Source organism: Deltaproteobacteria bacterium (genome assembly GCA_022340465.1).
GTDB lineage: Bacteria > Desulfobacterota > Desulfobacteria > Desulfobacterales > B30-G6 > JAJDNW01.
This window is the reverse complement of sequence record JAJDNW010000020.1, coordinates 73,203-92,174: the sequence shown is the minus strand read 5'-3', so window position 1 is coordinate 92,174 and position 18,972 is coordinate 73,203. Positions and strand designations below refer to the sequence as shown.

The 18,972-nt window shown below is 54.4% G+C and carries 14 protein-coding genes and 1 pseudogene; 9 read left to right on the top strand and 6 right to left on the bottom strand.

The window, feature by feature from the left end; translation table 11 throughout:
- Position 1: 1 nt before the first annotated feature.
- Entirely contained in the window at positions 2 to 2,686 is a 2,685-nt protein-coding gene (acnA, locus tag LJE94_03455; protein ID MCG6909165.1) for an aconitate hydratase AcnA, read from the top strand.
- A 305-nt stretch (positions 2,687 to 2,991) separates the two neighbouring features.
- Here the strand turns inward: acnA and LJE94_03450 are convergent, their stop codons facing one another.
- The 3 genes from LJE94_03450 to LJE94_03440 all read right to left on the bottom strand — a co-directional run bounded on the left by LJE94_03450 (position 2,992) and on the right by LJE94_03440 (position 6,368).
- On the bottom strand, positions 2,992 to 3,270 hold the full coding sequence (locus LJE94_03450; protein MCG6909164.1) for an integration host factor subunit alpha: 279 nt from the start codon (positions 3,268 to 3,270) through the stop codon (positions 2,992 to 2,994).
- A 261-nt stretch (positions 3,271 to 3,531) separates the two neighbouring features.
- On the bottom strand, positions 3,532 to 5,448 hold the full coding sequence (locus LJE94_03445) for a response regulator (GenBank protein ID MCG6909163.1): 1,917 nt from the start codon (positions 5,446 to 5,448) through the stop codon (positions 3,532 to 3,534).
- Positions 5,449 to 5,681: 233 nt separating this feature from the next.
- Positions 5,682 to 6,368, bottom strand: coding sequence for a CoA pyrophosphatase (locus LJE94_03440; GenBank protein MCG6909162.1), 687 nt, complete (start codon positions 6,366 to 6,368; stop codon positions 5,682 to 5,684).
- A gap of 310 nt (positions 6,369 to 6,678) precedes the next feature.
- Between LJE94_03440 and LJE94_03435 the strand changes: the two genes are divergently transcribed.
- The 8 genes and pseudogenes from LJE94_03435 (at position 6,679) to LJE94_03400 (ending at position 15,982) form a co-directional block, all read left to right on the top strand.
- Entirely contained in the window at positions 6,679 to 8,463 is a 1,785-nt protein-coding gene (locus LJE94_03435; protein ID MCG6909161.1) for a PAS domain-containing protein, read from the top strand.
- Positions 8,464 to 8,470: 7 nt separating this feature from the next.
- Complete coding sequence (locus tag LJE94_03430) at positions 8,471 to 9,850, top strand: sigma 54-interacting transcriptional regulator (GenBank protein ID MCG6909160.1); 1,380 nt, start codon at positions 8,471 to 8,473, stop codon at positions 9,848 to 9,850.
- Positions 9,851 to 10,170: 320 nt separating this feature from the next.
- Positions 10,171 to 10,548, top strand: a complete 378-nt coding sequence (locus LJE94_03425) for an SHOCT domain-containing protein (GenBank protein ID MCG6909159.1) — start codon at positions 10,171 to 10,173, stop codon at positions 10,546 to 10,548.
- Positions 10,549 to 10,575: 27 nt separating this feature from the next.
- On the top strand, positions 10,576 to 13,014 hold the full coding sequence (locus LJE94_03420) for a heavy metal translocating P-type ATPase (GenBank protein MCG6909158.1): 2,439 nt from the start codon (positions 10,576 to 10,578) through the stop codon (positions 13,012 to 13,014).
- Positions 13,015 to 13,143: 129 nt separating this feature from the next.
- Positions 13,144 to 13,614: a SoxR reducing system RseC family protein gene (locus LJE94_03415; GenBank protein MCG6909157.1), complete on the top strand. Its 471-nt coding sequence runs from the start codon at positions 13,144 to 13,146 to the stop codon at positions 13,612 to 13,614.
- 272 nt (positions 13,615 to 13,886) lie between these two features.
- Positions 13,887 to 14,243: a metalloregulator ArsR/SmtB family transcription factor gene (locus LJE94_03410; GenBank protein MCG6909156.1), complete on the top strand. Its 357-nt coding sequence runs from the start codon at positions 13,887 to 13,889 to the stop codon at positions 14,241 to 14,243.
- A gap of 287 nt (positions 14,244 to 14,530) precedes the next feature.
- Positions 14,531 to 15,643: a hypothetical protein gene (locus tag LJE94_03405; GenBank protein MCG6909155.1), complete on the top strand. Its 1,113-nt coding sequence runs from the start codon at positions 14,531 to 14,533 to the stop codon at positions 15,641 to 15,643.
- A 123-nt stretch (positions 15,644 to 15,766) separates the two neighbouring features.
- Positions 15,767 to 15,982: pseudogene (locus LJE94_03400) on the top strand (ferredoxin family protein).
- 521 nt (positions 15,983 to 16,503) lie between these two features.
- Here the strand turns inward: LJE94_03400 and LJE94_03395 are convergent.
- The 3 genes from LJE94_03395 to LJE94_03385 all read right to left on the bottom strand — a co-directional run bounded on the left by LJE94_03395 (position 16,504) and on the right by LJE94_03385 (position 18,709).
- Positions 16,504 to 17,844 carry a hydroxylamine oxidoreductase gene (locus LJE94_03395; GenBank protein ID MCG6909154.1) on the bottom strand — a complete coding sequence of 447 codons (1,341 nt, stop codon included), beginning with the start codon at positions 17,842 to 17,844 and terminating at the stop codon, positions 16,504 to 16,506.
- Between the two features lie 71 nt (positions 17,845 to 17,915).
- Positions 17,916 to 18,473, bottom strand: coding sequence for a NapC/NirT family cytochrome c (locus tag LJE94_03390; protein MCG6909153.1), 558 nt, complete (start codon positions 18,471 to 18,473; stop codon positions 17,916 to 17,918).
- Positions 18,474 to 18,505: 32 nt separating this feature from the next.
- On the bottom strand, positions 18,506 to 18,709 hold the full coding sequence (locus LJE94_03385; protein ID MCG6909152.1) for a TetR/AcrR family transcriptional regulator: 204 nt from the start codon (positions 18,707 to 18,709) through the stop codon (positions 18,506 to 18,508).
- Positions 18,710 to 18,972: the final 263 nt, after the last annotated feature.

Here is an 18,972-nt window from a genome sequence, read left to right as displayed (position 1 = left end):
CATGAAATCTGAGTCGTATGTACGCACGATAGAAGTGGACGGAAAAAAATACAACATTGTCGACATATCCTTACTTGAGAAAAACGGAATCGCCGACATTCAGCGGCTGCCGTATTCCATAAGGGTTCTGGTGGAAAACCTTCTGAGAAAGATGGACGGCAGCATCGTCGGCGAGGATGACCTTAAACATATTGCCGGTTGGCGGCGGCATTACCCGGAGCCGGTGGAGATTCCGTATCACCCGGGCAGGGTGTTGATGCAGGATTTTACGGGAGTTCCGGCGGTTGTGGACCTTGCCGCCATGCGGGATGCCGTCCGCGAGCTTGGCGGCGACCCGGGAAAGATCAATCCCCTGGTGCCCGTGGAACTGATTGTCGATCACTCCATCCAGGTGGACTACTACGGCAGTCCGGACGCTCTGGGAAAAAATGTCGCCATGGAATATGAGCGCAACCGGGAACGCTACGAACTGTTGAAATGGGCCCAGAAAAGCTTCGACAATTTCAAGGTGGTGCCCCCCAATTCAGGTATCTGCCACCAGGTAAACCTCGAGTACCTCGGCCGGGTTGTCATGACCGAAAAGTTGCCGGACGGATGGATCGCCTATCCTGACACACTGGTGGGAACCGACAGCCACACCACCATGATCAACAGTTTGGGAATCATGGGCTGGGGGGTCGGTGGTATCGAAGCGGAGGCGGTCATGCTGGGGCAACCCTACTACATGTCCATCCCCGAGGTCGTCGGGGTTCGCATGACCGGATCCTTGCGGCCGGGGGTAACCGCCACGGACCTGGTTCTGACGGTTACGGAAATATTGAGAAAGAAACGGGTGGTGGAAAAGTTCGTGGAATTCTTCGGCGAAGGGATGCAGAGCCTGACGCTGACCGACAGGGCAACCATCGCCAACATGTCCCCCGAGTTCGGTGCAACCATGGCTTTTTTCCCCATCGATGAAAATACCATCAGCTACCTGAAAATGACCAATCGGTCCGGGCAGGCCGGGATCGTGGAACGCTATGCCCGGGAGACCGGCCTCTTCTATGAGGGCGAACGCGATCCCGATTACAGCGACATCGTGGATATCGACCTCGCCTCCATCGAACCGTCGGTTGCCGGCCCCGCAAGGCCGCAGGACAGAATTACGGTCGGCGCCTTGAAGGCGCGCTTTCAAACGATCTGTGCCGGTGCCGCCGATGGCGCAACTGCAGCTCCGGATGGCTTGTGCGTCAAGGATGTCACCGTAAAACTGGAAGGCGGGGAAGAGGAAATCGGCAACGGCAGCGTGGTGATCGCCGCCATTACTTCCTGCACGAACACCTCCAACCCTTTTGTGATGATCGGTGCCGGAATGCTCGCCAAAAATGCGGTGGAAAAGGGGTTGAAGGTGCCGGCCTACGTGAAGACCTCCCTTGCTCCGGGATCCAGGGTGGTGCCCGACTACCTTGAATCGTCGGGTTTGATGCGCTATCTGGAAAAACTCGGCTTTCATCTGGCCGCCTTCGGGTGCACCACCTGTATCGGCAACAGCGGACCGCTGGCGCCCGAGATAAGCGATGCCATATCCAGGGAGAATCTGACAGTGGCCGCCGTGCTGTCCGGGAACCGGAACTTCGAGGCCCGGATCCATCAACTCGTCAAAGCCAACTTCCTGGCATCCCCCATGCTCGTCATCGCATACGCACTAGCCGGCCGTGTGGACATTGATCTGGAAACGGAGCCCGTCGGCGTGACGGCTGAGGGTGAAGCGGTGCTTTTGAAAGATATCTGGCCCGACGTTGCCGAAATCGAGAAAATGGTAACCGCCAATATGGATCCGGAGAGCTTCCGCCAGGTGTACGCCGAGATTTTCAAGGGCGACCACTTCTGGGAGGACCTCACCGTTGGAGAAGACACCACTTTTCAGTGGAACGAGCGGTCGACGTATATCAAACGCCCCCCCTATTTCGAAAATTTCGGACTGGCGATGGAGAAACCCGGCGGGCTGGATCGGGGGCGGGCGCTCCTGCTCCTGGGAGATTCGGTAACCACGGACCACATTTCACCCGCCGGTGCGATTCCGGAGGAATATCCCGCGGGAACGTATCTCACCGCCCAGGGAGTGAAGCCTGAAAATTTCAATTCATACGGCAGCCGCAGGGGGAACCATGAGGTGATGATGCGCGGGACCTTCGGAAACATCCGCATTAAAAACAGTCTCGTGCAACCCAGAGAGGGCAGTTTTACCCGCAAGTTCCCCACAGGCGAAGAGATGTTCGTCTTCGATGCCGCCATGCAGTATATCCGGGAAGGCAAAGCGCTGGTGGTTTTGGGGGGCAGCGAATACGGTACAGGCTCCTCGAGAGACTGGGCCGCCAAGGGAACCAGTCTGCTCGGCGTCCGCGCCGTGATTGCACGATCGTTTGAACGAATTCATCGGAGCAATTTGGTCGGCATGGGGGTTTTGCCGTTGATTTTCAGGGGTGACGACAGCTGTGAGTCTTTGGGGCTTACCGGTTCCGAATCCTATACAATAGAAGGCATGGAAAACATGACGCCCAGAAAGACGCTCACGGTTCGAGCAGCCAGGGACGATTCAAGCGAGGTGGTTTTCGAGGTGACGGCCAGGTTGGACACCGCCGTGGATGTGGCCTACTTCGAGCACGGCGGCATTCTGCCATATGTGTTGAGGCAGATCATGCAGTAAATTTATTCCAGTTTTTAAAACCTGGCCCTCTGGGCCAGGATTCTTTACTTTGAAAAAGTGACAACCTTAGATCAGGACTTGATCGAGTCAGAAGTCAGACGCCTAGCGCCTCACGTTTCGCGTCTCACGGTATACGGCTCAGGGCTGAGGGTGCAGGACCCAAGGGGCAGACCGTTCAACGCATGATGCTTTGAGATTGTCTTGCGCCTTATGCCTTGCGCCCTACGTGTTACGTTTCACGGTTCACATTTCACTTTTCACGACGTAACACGTAATCACTCAACGCCCAACACCGGGTTATTTCATTAGCTGTTGACCCTGTCTCTCAGTTTGCCGGAACATTTGAACGTAACGACTTTCCTCTCCCTGAGGAGCAGGTCCGAACCGGTAGCCGGGTTTCTGCCGCGCCGCTGATTTTTTTCCTTTACGCAAAATTTTCCGAAACCCGATACCAGCACATCATCCCCCCGGGCCAGCGTCGTCTTGATAATCTCCAATAAAGACTCGATGGTGTCCACGGCCTTTTTCTGAGTAAACCCCAGTGCATGAACTTTTGTCACGATGTCGCTTTTGGTTAACGCCATGGTTCCCCCTGGTTTGGAAGGTTTCCCGGAGCCGTGCCACCAGTTTTTTACGGCAGTGGGGTTTTTTGTTTACATATTTTCCTGCGGTCGCGTTTCTTCGGCTCTTCCGGGATCCTGGTGGTTAATTTTTTCGATGATGGAATCGATGTTTTTGATAATCGCTTCCATGGCTGCTTCGATCTTTTGCTCTTCCGGGTCTTGCATGCATATTTCCTTTCGAATTTGATGTAACTATCTAATTATACTAATTTTAGCAAATTGTCAAGATGATAAGATATCTCTGATCCTGTGGGAGAGATGCTGTATTTTGAATGGTTTTTGGATAAAGCCGCGGCAGCCTTCTTCAATCATTTTTCTGGCTTTCCAATCGATGCTGTAGCCGCTCGACAGCAGAACCCTGACATCCGGATCTATCCGTTTCATGCGGGTGTAAACCTCCTCACCACTCATGTCGGGCATGATGATGTCCAGCAGAACGAGATCGATCCGTGAATGGTGGGCATCGAAAATTTTCAGGGCGGCAGCTCCATCTTCGGCAGTCAACACATTGTAGCCCAGTTCTTCGAGCAGCTTTTTATCGACGTTGATAATGATGTCTTCGTCGTCGACCAGCAGGATGGTGGTCGATCCCGCTTGGGGCCCGCTATCGGCTCTGACGCTATCGCCGGCTTCCGCAGGGGATACGGGGAGGTACACGTTGAAGGTGGTCCCTTTGCCTTTGACGCTGAGGCATTCAATGATGCCATGGTGATTTTTCACGATACCGAAGGCCGAGGCAAGCCCCATTCCGGAGCCCTCGCCGACATTTTTGGTGGTAAAAAAAGGTTCGAAAATTCGCTGCCGTATCGCGGGATCCATGCCGTGGCCGGTGTCGATGACGGAAATTTTTACATATTTTCCGGGTTCGACGTCGAAGGATTTGACAAATGATGGGTTCAGGGTGACATTTTCCGTTTTTATCCGCAGGATTCCGCTTTGGGGCATGGCCTGGCAGGCGTTCATGAGCAGGTTCATCATCACCTGTTCGATCTGCCCCTGATCGACCTCGACGGACCACAGGCCTTCCTGATATTTTTCCTGGAAGCGGATGTTTCTGTTGGTTCTTTCAAACATCCGCTTTAACTTTTCGATCATTTCGTTGAGGCTGGTGGACTTTATCACGTATTTGCCGCCGCGGGCAAACCCCAGCAGCTGTTTGGTCAACCTGGCGGCACTGTCGACGCACCTTTCGATACTGGCAACCTCTTCGAAATGGGTGTCTCCGGGTTTGAGGTCGAGCATCATCAATGAAATATTGCCCTGAATCCCCATGAGCAGGTTGTTGAAGTCATGCGCCACCCCGCCGGCAAGCGTGCCGACTGCTTCCATCTTTTTGGCCTGTTGGAGTTTCTGTTCAAGGCGCTTCTGTTCGGTGACATCGGAGAGAATGATAATGCTGGTGTCGGGTTCACCCTCCAAAGGAAAGCTTTTAATGTTCACCTTTCTACTGTGCAGATCGAAGGTTTCATCCTTGGTGTTGTCCATGTCATCCGGCTTGTGGACCATTTTTTCGACAAACGGTTTGGCGCCTCCCTCGAACAGGTCGGGCGGATAAGCATACAGGAGATGTTCAAGGCTGACTTCGAACATCTGCACCGCGGCTGCGTTGGCATATACAACGCGATCCGAGTATATTTCGAGAAATCCCTCGGTCATGCTTTCAAGGATGGTTTCCAGGTGGCGGTTGCGTGAAATGAGCTCCTTGGTCAGCTGCCTCGAATAGACGGCATCCAGGCCCATGATCGATCGAGGCTCATCCTCCCGGACCCGCGCGTCGGAGGCGTTGACCGCTGCCAGGACGTTTTTGGCCATATTGCTGAAGGAGCCCTTGGCAATACATGCATTGGCGCCGATTTTGGTATAGTCTTTCCCTGTTTCTGCGATTCCGGCCGATAGAATGACCAGATAACAGTCTTTGAGGTCTTCTCTTGCGCGCACGATCTGGCAAAGTTTGTCCCCGTCGATTTTCGGCATGAAGAGGTCGACAAACATGACATCGGGGGCAAACTCTGAAAGTACATCCAGTGCGGCAAGACCGTCCTCGGCCGTTCGCACCTGGTGACCGGCCCGTTCCAGGTGGGTGGAAAGGAATTTTCTTAGCAGGCGGTTGTCGTCGGCGATGAGTATTTTCTTTTTCATAATGATGTTTATTATAAGATTTACAATGGTTTGTCAACTTTAAGCCGCCGTTGGAACTGGCAAGGGGAACGGCCCCTGATCACGGAAGCACGAAAGTTTGAAAACGGGAAAAGATTTATGGAGCGGCGCAGCCGCGTTTTGTAATTTTTTACGGCCGGGATTCAACCATTTCAATGCGATCGACTGTGTGTGATGGTGAGGCATCGGTTTTTGATATCGTCGGTCGTGAAAAATCAGTGCCAGGCGAAGAGCGGCTGGTCGTAATGCGCCACGCGTGTATCCCTTCCGCGGAGAGCCACCTCCCGGAATTGATAAAGCATGGCCGCCGTTGGAGCCGCGATCCAGTTGTTGCCGACCGGCATTCGCAGAACAGGGTCTTTGCCGTGCGGCGTGTCTTCGAGAATAGGCGCATCCTTTCGCAGGAATTCGGCCAGGGGGATGCGGTGGATGGATCGTACCTCGTTCGGGTTCGGCGCGAGGATTACACCGGGGCCGCCCCAGACCACCACGGGTGAAATGCTGAAGCCCGATCGCGTGGTGAAGTCATCCAATCGTCCCAGGACGCTGTTGCGGGCCAGTTTCAACCCCACCTCTTCTTCGAGTTCTCGCAGCGCCGCTTCCTCCGCAGATTCACCGTCCTCCATGCGGCCGCCGGGCAGGGCCCACTGACCGGAATGGTTTTTCAATTTCGTGGACCTGCGCGTCAGGATGAGGGCGGCCTCCCTGCGGGGGGTGTCGAAGACCGGCAGACCGTACACCCCGGCCCCGTGGCCGGCATCCACGACGGTCAGCGCCACGGCGGCTTTGCTGGCTCCGTTTTCCGAATGGGGCTGGACGATGAATCGTTCGAGGTTGCAGCGGATGGTGCGCTGCAAGCTTGGATCACATTGCAGGTGGTGTTTTTCATCTCTATCGACCATCAACCGTTCCTTTTGCGCCCCTTAAATAGCCGGCCCCGCCGTCACCGGCAGATGCGGCGGTAAATCATGGAGATCGCCTTGCAGCTTCGATCTTGAACCAGGGGCTTGTTTTTAAGACACCCTCTGAGGGGTATATAACAAATTCGGCATCCATACGCCAGACGAAGATTGGGGCGCTATAGAGTCAAGCGTATAAATATTATACGCATCCTCCCAGGTGACGGAACAAAATATGTTTACAAATTACACGCTATGGTTATGTTAGAAAAATAAGCCGTTCAATCCGTGAGGGAGGTGGGAAAGAGAAACCATGGTCAAGAAACCGGTAAACAGTTCGCGAACCATGATGCAGACATCACCGTGGATCATATTGGGGTCCACGATTATTCTCCTGTTTGTGATTCTGGTGCTGGCGTATCAAAACACGAACCGTGAGCGCCGCTATATGTCCGAGCTTCTCAGTGCCAAGGGGGCCGCACTTATTCGTGCCGTAGAGGCCGGCGCAAGGACCGGTATGATGGGCATGATGTGGGGAGGCCAGCAGATCCAACGGCTGATTGAAGAGACCGCCCGATTGCCGGATGTGAAATATATGGCCGTGATGGATCAGGCGGGTCTGGCCGTGGCGCACAGTGATCCCTCAAAGATCGGGCGGCCATTCGCCCCCAACCGAAAAATAACGCACCTGGGGCCCGACCAGCATGAAAATTGGGAGTTGGTCACGTCGGCGGACGGCCAGCGGATATTCGAGGTTCACCGGCACTTTCGGCCCCTGACGGTATATCAAGAGGGCGAATTCAAGCATATGCAGGGGATGATGCGACGCCACCAAATGATGACGGATCGTTCCGACGACTGGTTTTCCCCTGAAAAACAAAGTCAGTTTCTGATTATTGTGGGGCTGGATGTGACCCCCTTTGAAGAGGCGATTCAGAGTGATATCCAGACCACCGTCATACTGTCTGTTGTGATGCTGCTGCTTGGGTTCGGTGGAACTGTTTCTTTGTTTTGGATGCACAGTTATCGATCTGCGAAAAAGTCCTTGCAGGATACCAGTGCCTTTGCCGATGAAGTGGTCAGTCATCTGCCGGTGGGCCTGATCGCCACCGATCGTTCGGGGAAAATCACATTTTTCAACGAGGCCGCCGAAAAAATAACCGATTTGAAAAAGTCGCTTGCGAAAAACCGGAAACCGGATGCCCTCCTGCCCGATGGGTTGTGTGATGTGCAAAATAGCCTCGATCAGGGGATGGAAATTTCAGAGCAGGAAATGGAATGTGTTTTCGCCGAAAGCAGGAAGGTCCCGGTGAGCGTCAGTGCCACGCGTATCAACAACGAGGCCGGGGAGTTTGTCGGTCAGGTATTGATATTGAGGGACTTGAGAGAAATTCGCCGATTACAGGATGAAATCCGGCGGCAGGAAAAACTGGCGGCCATGGGAGGCCTGGCAGCCGGGGTTGCCCATGAGGTCAGAAATCCCCTGAGCTCCATCAAAGCGCTGGCCACTTTTTTTTCAGAACAGTTTGCCGAAGGCAGCGATGGAAAAGAGGCGGCAGTGGTCATGGTGCAGGAAGTGGATCGCCTCAATCGGGTGATAACCGAACTTCTGGATTTTGCACGTCCCAGCGCGATGAGAAGAGAGCCGAGCGATATCAATGAGATGATTCTGCGATCGATACAACTGATCCGGCAGGATGCCGGCAACAAAAACATCGAAATTAAAGTCGACATCGCCGATGACCTATGCCCTGTATGGATCGACCCGGACCGGCTGGCCCAGTGCCTGCTCAACCTGTATGTCAATGCCATACAGGCGATGGATACCGGTGGAACGCTCACGGTGAGGTGCTTCGCGGCGGATACCGAACATGTCGAGATCGTCGTGAGTGACACCGGGCGGGGGATTGCGGCGGAGAATCTCAATAAAATTTTTGATCCTTATTTTACCACCAAAAAGAAAGGCACCGGTCTGGGGCTGGCCATCGTGTATAAAATAATAGAGGCCCATGAAGGGCGCATAGACGTCATGAGCACATTGGACAAGGGAACGACGTTTACCATATCGATTCCGTGCAATTCAAAAGACAAAGCGTGAGGGAACAATGACATCATCCAAAACAGCAAAGATACTGATCGTTGACGATGACCCCGGTCATCTGGCTTCGGTGAAAATGATCGTTCGCAGCTGGGGCTATACCGTGGAAATCGCCGAGGACGGCGATGTGGCGGTCGACATGGTCAAGTCCGGGCCCGTCGACCTCATTCTCATGGATGTGCGCATGACCAATATGAGCGGTATCGAAGCCCTGCAGGAAATCAAAGCCTATAATCCGGCGATCCCGGTTATCATCATGACCGCCTACTCGTCGGTCGGTTCGGCTGTCGACGCCTTAAAATCAGGCGCGTACGATTATCTGATTAAACCGCTGGATTTCGAAGTTCTCAAGCTTACCATCGAAAGAGCCAGCGAGCATGCCGGGCTGAAGGAGGAAATCAGGGCGTTAAAGACCCATTTGAGGGAAGATTACGACATGGCCAACATCATTGGCCGCAGTCCCTCCATGACCAAACTGCTGGAAATGATGTCCATGATTGCACCCTCAGAGGCCACCGTATTGATCACGGGCGAGAGTGGCACCGGTAAAGAATTGATCGCCCGCTCGCTGCACTTCAACTCGCCGCGCAGAGAAAAGCCGCTGGTAGTGGTCAACTGTGCAGCCATTACGGAAACGCTGCTGGAATCGGAGCTTTTCGGTCATGAAAAGGGTGCCTTCACCGGCGCAGACAAGCGCCGTGAAGGCCGGTTCAAACAGGCCGATAGCGGTACGGTTTTTCTGGATGAAATCGGTGAAATGTCACCGACCATGCAAGCCAAACTGCTGCGGGTGCTCCAGGAAAGAGAAATTCAGCGGGTTGGCGGGGAAGAGACGATGCAGGTGGACGTTCGCGTTATTGCGGCCACCAACCGCGATCTGGTGGCCGAGGTTGCCCGGGGGCGGTTTCGTGAAGATCTTTTCTACCGTCTGAACGTAATGCCCTTGAACGTGCCCCCTTTGAGAGAGCGGCAGGAGGACATCCCCCTGCTGGCCCAGCATTTTATGGAAAAATTTGCCGAAAAAAACCGCAGGGCTGTCAAGGGCTTTGTGCCTCTGGCCATGGACATGCTGGTCAATTATGAATGGCCCGGAAACGTCAGAGAGTTGGAGAACGCTGTGGAGCGGGCGGTAATTCTGTTGACGGGCGAGTACATTACCGAACAGCAACTTCCACTCAACATCACCGAAACGTATCCTGGCCCGACGCAGGCGCAATCGCCGGAGGTCAAGGTCACAGACGGGTCGCGTCCATTGGAGGAGATAGAAAAAGAGGCCATCCTGGAAACGCTGAAGGCCAGCGGAGGGAATAAAGCCGAAGCGGCACGCCGCCTGGGCATCACGCGAAAGACGCTTCACAACAAGCTGAAACACTATGATTTGTTTTGAAACCGTTCAATCGGGACCCCGGCATCCCGGAGCCGTATAATTATTACCCGGTTATTGGCTTTCAAAGGAACCGCTAAGATGGATCTGATTTTATCAAGATAAATGTATATGAAATATTTCGTTTAATATCAGAGTGATGAGGGGCTATTGGTCTGGATGGCGGAAGCCTGTGGCACGGCATTTGCTCACTTATTTTCCAACGATTCGATCGGTTCGCATGAGGAAAAAATGGATGACGTGCCTGCACACGGCCGTTGGCCACAGGGCCGGTCACGGCAGTGAGAGAGAAACCGACAGGTTTGCAGAAAGGATAAAATGAAATGAACCGTAAGACTTCAACCCTCATCAGCATCGGCGTCTCCGCCGTACTGGTTGCCCTGGGCGTGTGGTTTCTTTACCGGCATAATATCGGGTTCTGGCCGGAAAACGAGCGATGGTCGATGGGACACCACAGTCTCATGGGAGCTGGCATGGGAGGTTTCATGGGGGGTGGCGTGGGAATTATTATGATTATCTTTTGGGTTCTTATTATCGGGGCGGTTGCGCTGCTGGTATCGGGCGCGTTCAACGGGATCCGCGGTGCGGCACAGTGGGATGGAAAAAGTTCCGACCCACTGGAGATACTCAAGCAGCGTTACGCCCGGGGTGAAATCGACAGGATCGAGTACGAAGAAAAGCGGCGTGTTCTGTCAAGCTGAGAAATATTCAATGGAGGGGGTGTTCTTATGCCCGAAGAAACTGTATCGCTGCCCGTGACCGGCATGACCTGCGCCAACTGCGCCGCCAATATCGAGCGGAGCCTCAATAAGTTGAACGGCGTCCAGGAAGCCTCGGTCAATTTTGCTTCCGAAAAGGCCAGTGTGCGCTTCGACCCCGGCCAAATCGACGTCAAGGCCGTGGTGGAGAACGTCGAACGGGCCGGTTACGGTGTGGTCACGCAGCATTTGGAATTACCCGTAACCGGCATGACCTGTGCGAACTGTGCCGCCAACATCGAAAGAACTCTCGACAAGAAAGTGACGGGCGTCACGCAGGCATCCGTCAACTTTGCGTCCGAGCGCGCGGCCATCGATTTCATACCGGATGTGGTGGGTGTCGACGATATCGTCGCTGCCATCGAAAAAGCCGGCTACGGGGCCATTCTTCCTGAAGAGAGCGCCGATGGTCAAGATGCCGAGCAGATTGCCCGCCAGGCGGAGATTCACAACCAGACGCGCAAGCTGATCGTGGGCGCGATTTTCGCCCTGCCGCTGTTTGTGTTGAGCATGCTGCGGGATTTCGGGTTCATCGGTCCCTGGAGCCATGCGGTGTGGGTCAACTGGCTTTTTGCAGCGCTGGCCACGCCGGTTCAGTTCTACACCGGTTGGGATTACTATGTGGGCGGCTTTAAAAGCCTCCGCAACAAAAGTGCCAACATGGACGTGCTGATCGCGATGGGTTCGTCGGTGGCCTACTTCTATTCCTGGGTCGTCCTGCTGTTTCCGGCAGCCGGCCAGCATGTCTATTTCGAGACCGCCGCGGTGATTATCACCCTGATCAAGGTGGGCAAGCTTCTGGAGGCCCGCACCAAGGGAAAGACCGGCAATGCCATTCGCAAACTGATCGGACTGCAGCCCAAGACCGCCTTCATTGTCGAAGACGGACAGGAAAAGGAGATCGCCCTTTCCCAGGTGAAGAAAGAAATGACGGTGGTCGTGCGTCCCGGGGAGCGCATTCCGGTGGACGGTGCGGTGATAGAGGGACGCTCGGCGGTGGACGAGTCCATGCTGACCGGCGAACCGATCCCGGTCGACAAGAAGAAAGGCGACACGGTTGTCGGCGGCACCATCAACGGCGAAGGCCTGCTCAAGTTTCAGGCGACACGGGTGGGGCAGGAAACCGCCCTGGCCCAGATCATCCGTCTGGTTCAGGAAGCCCAGGGGAGCAAGGCGCCGATCCAGGCGTTGGCCGACCGGGTGGCGGCGGTTTTCGTGCCGGGGGTGATCCTGATCGCCTTTATAACCTTCGGCATCTGGTGGGGGGTGACCGGTGAGTTCGTTCCTTCCATGATCCGCCTGGTGGCCGTGCTGGTGATCGCCTGTCCGTGTGCGCTGGGGTTGGCGACACCCACGGCAATCATGGCCGGTACGGGCAAAGGCGCCGAGAACGGCATTCTGTTCAAACGGGCGGAAGCCTTGGAGACCGCCACCAAACTGGACACCATCGTTTTAGACAAAACCGGTACCATCACCGAGGGCAAGCCCACCCTGTCCGATGTGGTGGTCTTGGACGGCGCCGATATGAATGAAAAAAGCCTGCTTTGGCTGGCCGCCTCCGTGGAGCAGGGGTCCGAGCATCCGTTGGGCAAGGCGATTGTCCAGGAGGCTAAAGAGCGGGGGATAGACTTGGCAGCCATTGACAAGTTTAGCGCTCACGGCGGTTTCGGTGTTGAGGCGACCATTTCAGGAAAAAAGGTACGGGTCGGAAAGCCCAAGTGGTTTGATGCGGCTGTTCTGGCGGCCGCCGATGGGAATGTCGACCGGCTGCAGGCGCAGGGTAAGACCGTCATGGTGGTGACGCTCGAAGACCGCATGGCCGGGTTGCTGGCCGTGGCGGATCAGCTGAAACCCGATTCGGCCGAGGCCATCGAGAGCCTGCACCGCCAGCACCTGCATGTCGTCATGCTCACAGGGGACAACCCCAAGACCGCCAGGACCATTGCCGAACAGGTGGGCATCGATGACGTTCACGCCGAGGTGCGCCCGGAAGAAAAGTCTTCGGAAGTAAAGAAAATCAAGGACAGCGGCCGGCGTGTGGGCATGGTCGGCGACGGCATCAACGATGCTCCCGCCCTGGCGCAGGCCGACGTGGGGATGGCTATCGGTACCGGCACGGACGTGGCCATTGAAACCGCCGACGTGATACTTTCCAGCGGCAGCCTGAAAGGCATACCGCGCACCATAGCGGTTAGCCGCCAGACCATGCGGACCATCCGCCAGAATCTTTTTCTGGCGTTTGTCTACAACGTCATTCTGATCCCCGTGGCAGCCGGTGTGCTGGCACCCTTCGACGCACTGCCCGAAATGCTGCGGCACCTGCATCCCATCCTGGCGGCGCTGGCCATGGCCATGAGCAGCATTTCGGTGGTGAGCAACAGCCTGCGCCTTTATCGGGCGAAGGTTTAATCTCGTATTGACATTCTGGCCCTTAGGTCCAGGTCAGAGATATTTGGGTTAGCGAGTAACGCAACAAACACAACAAACGCAATGAACAGAACAACTCAATTTTCGATGCTGGGCAGGAGGTGATGCAAGATGCCCGAAAACATAGGTGTTGTCATCAAAACGGAACCGAATGGGACCGCACAGGTTTTACTGGATCGTAAAAGCGCCTGCGGCGGATGCCAGTCGGCCGGCAGTGGATGTCACAGTTGTCTCACAAGCGCCAACAAAATTCAAAGCCGTGCGATCAACGCGGTCGGCGCCCACGTCGGCGATGTGGTTAAAGTACAGTTGTCCTTTGGCAGCCTGACCACCGGTGCCGTCGTTCTCTATCTTTTACCGGTAATCGGTATGCTTTGCGGGGCTTTTACAGGACTTCGGCTGGCGAAACTGTTGAGTATTGCCGAAATATCGGGTTCGATCCTCGGTGCCGTGAGCGGACTGGTCGTCGGTTTCATCATTGTCGTCTTCGTCGACCACAGCCCGCGAATGCGAAAGAAAATGACGCCGACCGTCACCGGGGTAGTGACCACGGGTATTCCCATGGCGGGGATTAAGGGGTAAATGCGCTTCAGGTGATTACGTGTTCCATCGCGAAAAGTGAAATGTGAACCGTGAACCGTGAGGTGTAAGACGTGAACCGTGAAACGCAAGGCGATAGACGCCTGATTTCTGACCTCTAACTTACGGCCTCTGATCTCCGGCCTCTCGGCTCTTACCCTCGGGCCATTGACATGTCACCTTTTTAGGGATGGTGACTGGCTTTGCTTGACAGGAGGCGGCGTAAGAAATAACATGGTGATAGTTCGTTAAATGGCGAATTATGAGAGGTATGCATGTTTGAATTAATGAATATCACCAAGGCATTGGCCGACGAAAACCGCATACGTATCCTGCTGGCGCTGAACGGTCGGATGGAGCTCTGTGTATGCCAGTTGATCGACATGCTGCAATTGGCTCCCTCCACGGTATCCAAACACCTGTTCATTTTGCGTAATGCGCGGCTTGTTTTAGGCCGCAAAGAGGGCCGCTGGATGTATTATCGGCTGAACACAAGCGAAACGGCATCTACCGTGAACGACGCGCTGACATGGGTGATCCGGTCGGTGGCCGACGACCCGTTGATTTCATCGGATCAAACCTGTTTGGCCGACATTCTACCGGATTCGTCGGGTTTGAAATGCTGCCCCTGACCCAACACCAAATACGCAACCGACCGTAAGTCAGAATTTTTCGCAAGCATGATGCGATTTGAACAAATAGGTGCTAACTCCCTTCATAAGCCACCGGCTCAGCCGCTGAGAATTTAAATGGTTCTACCGATGCGGTGAGGTATCCATAAGACAACCGTGTTTCCATAACGATCGCCGGTGGAAGATGAAGGGAGTTAAAATGCTGAGGGAACCACATGCCCGAATCTTCTATAGAAAGAAAAAATACACCGGACCGTGAAAGATTCTGCACAACAGGAGTGCAGATCATGGATGCCATGCCCGGGGCAGGGAAAGGTGACGGTGATTTAGATGCCGACCCCATGGCGCTTTACGAGCAGCCCGGCTACAAGCTGATGCATTATGTCGAAGGGTTTGTAGAAACGGAGGTCGGCCCGGTGCCTCTGATCAAGACATATTGGGAAAAGGCGGACTACCTTGCGAACGGCCTGGTCAGATGCGGCGTCAACCGCTACAACTACAAACTTGTACCGGGGCTCTATGCGGTGGGACAACCGACCCGGGATTCCGAGATCCTGGTGACGGCCAACTTCAAACTGACCGTCGATCATTTAAGAAGGGCGATATCCGGGATCGACGCCTGGATTCTGGTTTTGAATACCAAGGGGATCAATGTTTGGTGCGCGGCCGGGAAAGGCACGTTTTCAACGGCGACACTGGTGAGGCAGATCGTGGAGGCGCAGCTGGATAAGATTGTCAGTCACAGGCGTCTCATCGTTCCTCAATTGGGCGCAACCGGCGTTTCGGCAACGGCGGTAAAAAAGGAATCCGGTTTCAGGGTAGTATACGGCCCTGTGAAGGCAACGGATATTCCGGCCTTTTTTAAAAACGGCTTTGTGGCGGACCAACAGATGCGGATGGTGACGTTTACCTTGTTCGAGCGCTTGATTCTGTCTCCGATCGAATTGCAGACGGCATTGAAACCGGCCATGCTGTCGGCGCTGGCCATTCTTATTCTGTCCGGTATCGGTCCGGGTGTCTTTTCCATAACCAATGCCTGGACACGGGGGACCACCGCCGTATATGCCCTCGCTGCCGGCATAATCTCGGGGGCCGTGATAACACCGGCACTGCTGCCCTTTATTCCCGTGAAGGCGTTTGCCCTCAAGGGAATCATTACCGGTTTGGTAACGGCCGTTTTTTTTATTTTTGCGTTTTTTACGGCGGCTATTTCCTGGAAAGCTGGCATCGCCCTGTTGTTGTTGATTACGACCGTCAGTTCCGTTATGGCCATGAATTTTACCGGAACCACCCCCTTTACTTCCCCTTCGGGAGTTGAAAAGGAGATGAAACGCTATATTCCGATCCAGTTTATCGGACTGCTGGCATCAATAGGGATCTGGATCTACGCCGCCTTTTAGCCCCTTTCGTGTTTTGGGACTTTCGTGTTTTCGTGATAAATGTGCTTTATCTTTTCCGGTTTGTCCGGGTTGGGGAAAAGCGGTGCCGAACGCGTGTGCGGCACGAAAAAGGAAAGTGATAAGATGGAAGCCTTCAGGTACATCGAAGATGTGAGTTCTCTGGTCTTGGATCCGGAAAAATGCATCGGCTGCGGCCTTTGCACCCAGGTCTGTCCTCAACATGTCATGGAGATGCAGGGCCGAAAAGCGGTCATTATCGATTTTGACGCCTGCATGGAATGCGGTGCCTGCGTAACCAATTGTCCGACCGGTGCGTTCGAGGTCAATCCCGGGGTTGGCTGAGCCGCATATATTATCCAGGTCTGGATAAAAGGCAAAGAAAATGCGACTTGCGGCAACGGCATCTGCTGCTGAAACAGATGTGCAATTGCCCGGGCTTAGGTTCAGTCGGATGCCGGCTGGTGAAATCGGCCGGGCAGCTTTCATCACCTGTACTTCAGCGGCCCGATCTCCATCGTGGCGGTGGGCGCAACCTTCGGCGCCTTGGAAGTCGTGCCGCTCGCTTTGATCGGCTGTGAGGCATGGGAGGCCTGTCAGAAGTCGCGCATGGCGGATTGGAAGGAAACGTACCGCTGGCCCATTCGTTGTTTTTAATCGGCGTTGCCGCGCTGGCATGGTTCGTAGCAGGGCTGTTCACCGGTTGGTCTTACGAAAAAGAAGAAATTGAACCGAGATAGCGAGCGCATTCCCTGCAGCAAGCTGCAGGGTAAGCGAGCGAATCATAATTGATAGAATTCCTTACGGTGAAGATTCCCCTTACGCTTGCTGCGGGGAATCTTCAATAGAGCTATGTTTTCTGGTTATTTAAAGACTTCTTTTGGTTTGGTTGTACTCCCCGTGGCATTTGGATAGTCCTTGGCCACATAGGCCTTCTGATTGTTGTCGATCAGGTGACGGGCTTCCTCCATAAAGTTGTTGTAGCGCTTTTTGCACTCGTAAAACCCGTGCCACCAGGAGTAATCCGGCGCCATCATGGCGGCCCCCATTCTGGCGCGGCGGCCCTCGTGGTGCCAGAGTTCGTAGTATTCCACTTCAAGGCGCTCGTCGAAGAACTTGCTGCTGTCCAACAGGCCTTTTGCGTACAGATCATCGAGCATGGCCTTGGCTGGCTTGAAGTAGACGTCATTGTATTCCTGAACCACCTTGTCGAGCTTGACATAGTGATCGTCCACCCAGACCTTGCTGTGACACTGGGTGCAGACCGCCTTCATTTTATCACGCTCCACTTTCCAGTCGGTTTTAGCCGGTAACGCGGCAAACTCGAACGGCCTCACGGTAAGCGGTGCCTGGAGTTCCCAGGAGAGCCTTTCGGTGACGTCATGGGTGGTCAGTGTCGTACCGGCACCGGACATGTGGCAGACGGCACAGGTTGGGCCCCGGAAATCGACGCCCGGCGACCAGGTTCCCGGCGCGGCGGTCCAGTTGTAGTCATCCCCATGGGCCGTGTAGATGTCGCCATGTTTGGACTCCATATAAATTTCGATCTGGGGGTGGTCGGGCCCTAAGTGACACTGGCCGCAGGCTTCCGGCTTGCGGGCCTCCATGACCGAAAACATGTGACGCGTATGGCAACTGGTGCAGCTTCCCTTGCTGCCGTCCAGGTTGATTCTGCCCACGCCCACATTGGGCCATGTATCGGGCGTCAGCTTGCCTTCTTTCTGTTTCAGCACCGTGCCGTGGCAATGGTAACACCCGGCAACGCGTTCGAAATCACTGTTCATGCCTTTGTTCAGCCAGGGGTCGATCTTCCAGATAATCTCGATCGTATTGGCATGCTTGCTCCGGCTGTACTGCTTGGCCTCATCCGGGTGGCAGCGCGAACAGTCCTTAGGCGTGACCACAGCAGAGATCGGCACTTTGTATTCTTTCTTCCCAAACGGCTGGTCTGAGCGTTGATATTGCCGGTAATGCGCCTGGCTGACGTCCGGGTCGAATTCTTCGGCCTTGTGGCAGTCGTAGCAGGTAATGTTGGCGCTGGCGTGACGGCTGCGGGCCCAGTCGGAGAAGATCCCCGGATGCTCTCGTTTGTGGCATTCGATACAGGCAATCGCCTCCGCGGGCATGCTTCGTTCGATGCGAAATTCCTTTTCCTTGGGAACATTCTGGGCCATACCTGCCGTTGCCAGGGCAAAACAGATCATCAGCGCCGCCGGCAACAATAAAAGCCCCCGTTTTCGAATCATCGATGACCTCCTTTCTTTATGTGTTCAGTCTATAAACCGACTCCTCGATAGGAATCCTGGTATTGTTTGTATGCATAGGCCTGTTTCGGCTTGTGAACCAGGTTCCGGTGGCAGTCCACGCACTTTTTTTCGTAGCCTTTTCTCGCATAAAGCACAGCCCGGTGTGCCAGCATGGCGCCTCTTTTATTGGGGATGTAAAGAATATTGCGGTGGCATTTCTGGCATTGGTCGTTGGTGAAAGAGGCATAGGCTTTTTCTTTTTGCAGCGCATGGTCGTAACGGTCCGGGCCCTCTGTCAAATGAACGTAGATGTCATTGATGCCGTGAGCGGTTTTGGCATAAAAAAAGTTGAAGGTGTCGTGCGGGGCCGGGAGGTGGCAATCCATGCAATCGGCCACGAAGCCGTGGGCGTTGTTGACGTGGGTGCTGGTTTTCCAGGTATTGTAGGCGTACTGGATCTCATGGCAGGATGCGCAGAATTGCGGCGTCGAAGTCCTGATCATTGTATAATACCCGATACTGAAGAGGGGAAAGGCAAGGAGGATGCCGATACCAACAAGGATGGCTGCAATCAGGTACTTTTTCATGGTACCTCCCACCAAATTACTTTTCGTATGAGCTATGAATTTGCCTTCTCAATGGCGGCTGAAAATAGTTCCCAGGCATTTTTGCGATGCCGGTATACAGCCGAAGGAACCAAGCCGACCCGTTTGGCCACAGCGGCCACATTAAGCCCTTTGAGACCCGCTTGGTTGATAACGCTGAGCGCGGCTGGAGCGATCTGGTCGTGCCGAATATGCGTTCTGAACCGGTTTTTTACCATCGTGGGAGAATAAGTGAATTAAGATTCCCATAGTAAAGATCAAAATAGATGTCAACGATATTTCACCTCAATTTAGGTCTACCCATCTGGACCGTAGTGTTTCCGTGGTGTTGACTATATTTAACCAATTTGACATAAAATCCACACCGTAATATAAATCCATCTATCTCCATCTGACTGTATTCTCAAATAAATCGTTCTTGGAAATAGAAATGGGCGCAAGCCATGAAATGCCCGGAATGCAACTCGATATCCCTCTGGCG

Excerpts from the sequence above, each read along its gene's own strand:
- LJE94_03450 (MCG6909164.1), bottom strand. The coding sequence starts at position 3,270 with ATGGCGTTAACCAAAAGCGACATCGTGACAAAAGTTCATGCACTGGGG.
- LJE94_03410 (MCG6909156.1), top strand. The coding sequence starts at position 13,887 with ATGTTTGAATTAATGAATATCACCAAGGCATTGGCCGACGAAAACCGC.
- LJE94_03420 (MCG6909158.1), top strand. The coding sequence starts at position 10,576 with ATGCCCGAAGAAACTGTATCGCTGCCCGTGACCGGCATGACCTGCGCC.
- LJE94_03430 (MCG6909160.1), top strand. The coding sequence starts at position 8,471 with ATGACATCATCCAAAACAGCAAAGATACTGATCGTTGACGATGACCCC.
- LJE94_03405 (MCG6909155.1), top strand. The coding sequence starts at position 14,531 with ATGGATGCCATGCCCGGGGCAGGGAAAGGTGACGGTGATTTAGATGCC.
- LJE94_03440 (MCG6909162.1), bottom strand. The coding sequence starts at position 6,368 with ATGGTCGATAGAGATGAAAAACACCACCTGCAATGTGATCCAAGCTTG.
- LJE94_03415 (MCG6909157.1), top strand. The coding sequence starts at position 13,144 with ATGCCCGAAAACATAGGTGTTGTCATCAAAACGGAACCGAATGGGACC.
- acnA (MCG6909165.1), top strand. The coding sequence starts at position 2 with ATGAAATCTGAGTCGTATGTACGCACGATAGAAGTGGACGGAAAAAAA.
- LJE94_03425 (MCG6909159.1), top strand. The coding sequence starts at position 10,171 with ATGAACCGTAAGACTTCAACCCTCATCAGCATCGGCGTCTCCGCCGTA.
- LJE94_03445 (MCG6909163.1), bottom strand. The coding sequence starts at position 5,448 with ATGAAAAAGAAAATACTCATCGCCGACGACAACCGCCTGCTAAGAAAA.
- LJE94_03390 (MCG6909153.1), bottom strand. The coding sequence starts at position 18,473 with ATGAAAAAGTACCTGATTGCAGCCATCCTTGTTGGTATCGGCATCCTC.
- LJE94_03395 (MCG6909154.1), bottom strand. The coding sequence starts at position 17,844 with ATGATCTGTTTTGCCCTGGCAACGGCAGGTATGGCCCAGAATGTTCCC.
- LJE94_03385 (MCG6909152.1), bottom strand. The coding sequence starts at position 18,709 with ATGGTAAAAAACCGGTTCAGAACGCATATTCGGCACGACCAGATCGCT.
- LJE94_03435 (MCG6909161.1), top strand. The coding sequence starts at position 6,679 with ATGGTCAAGAAACCGGTAAACAGTTCGCGAACCATGATGCAGACATCA.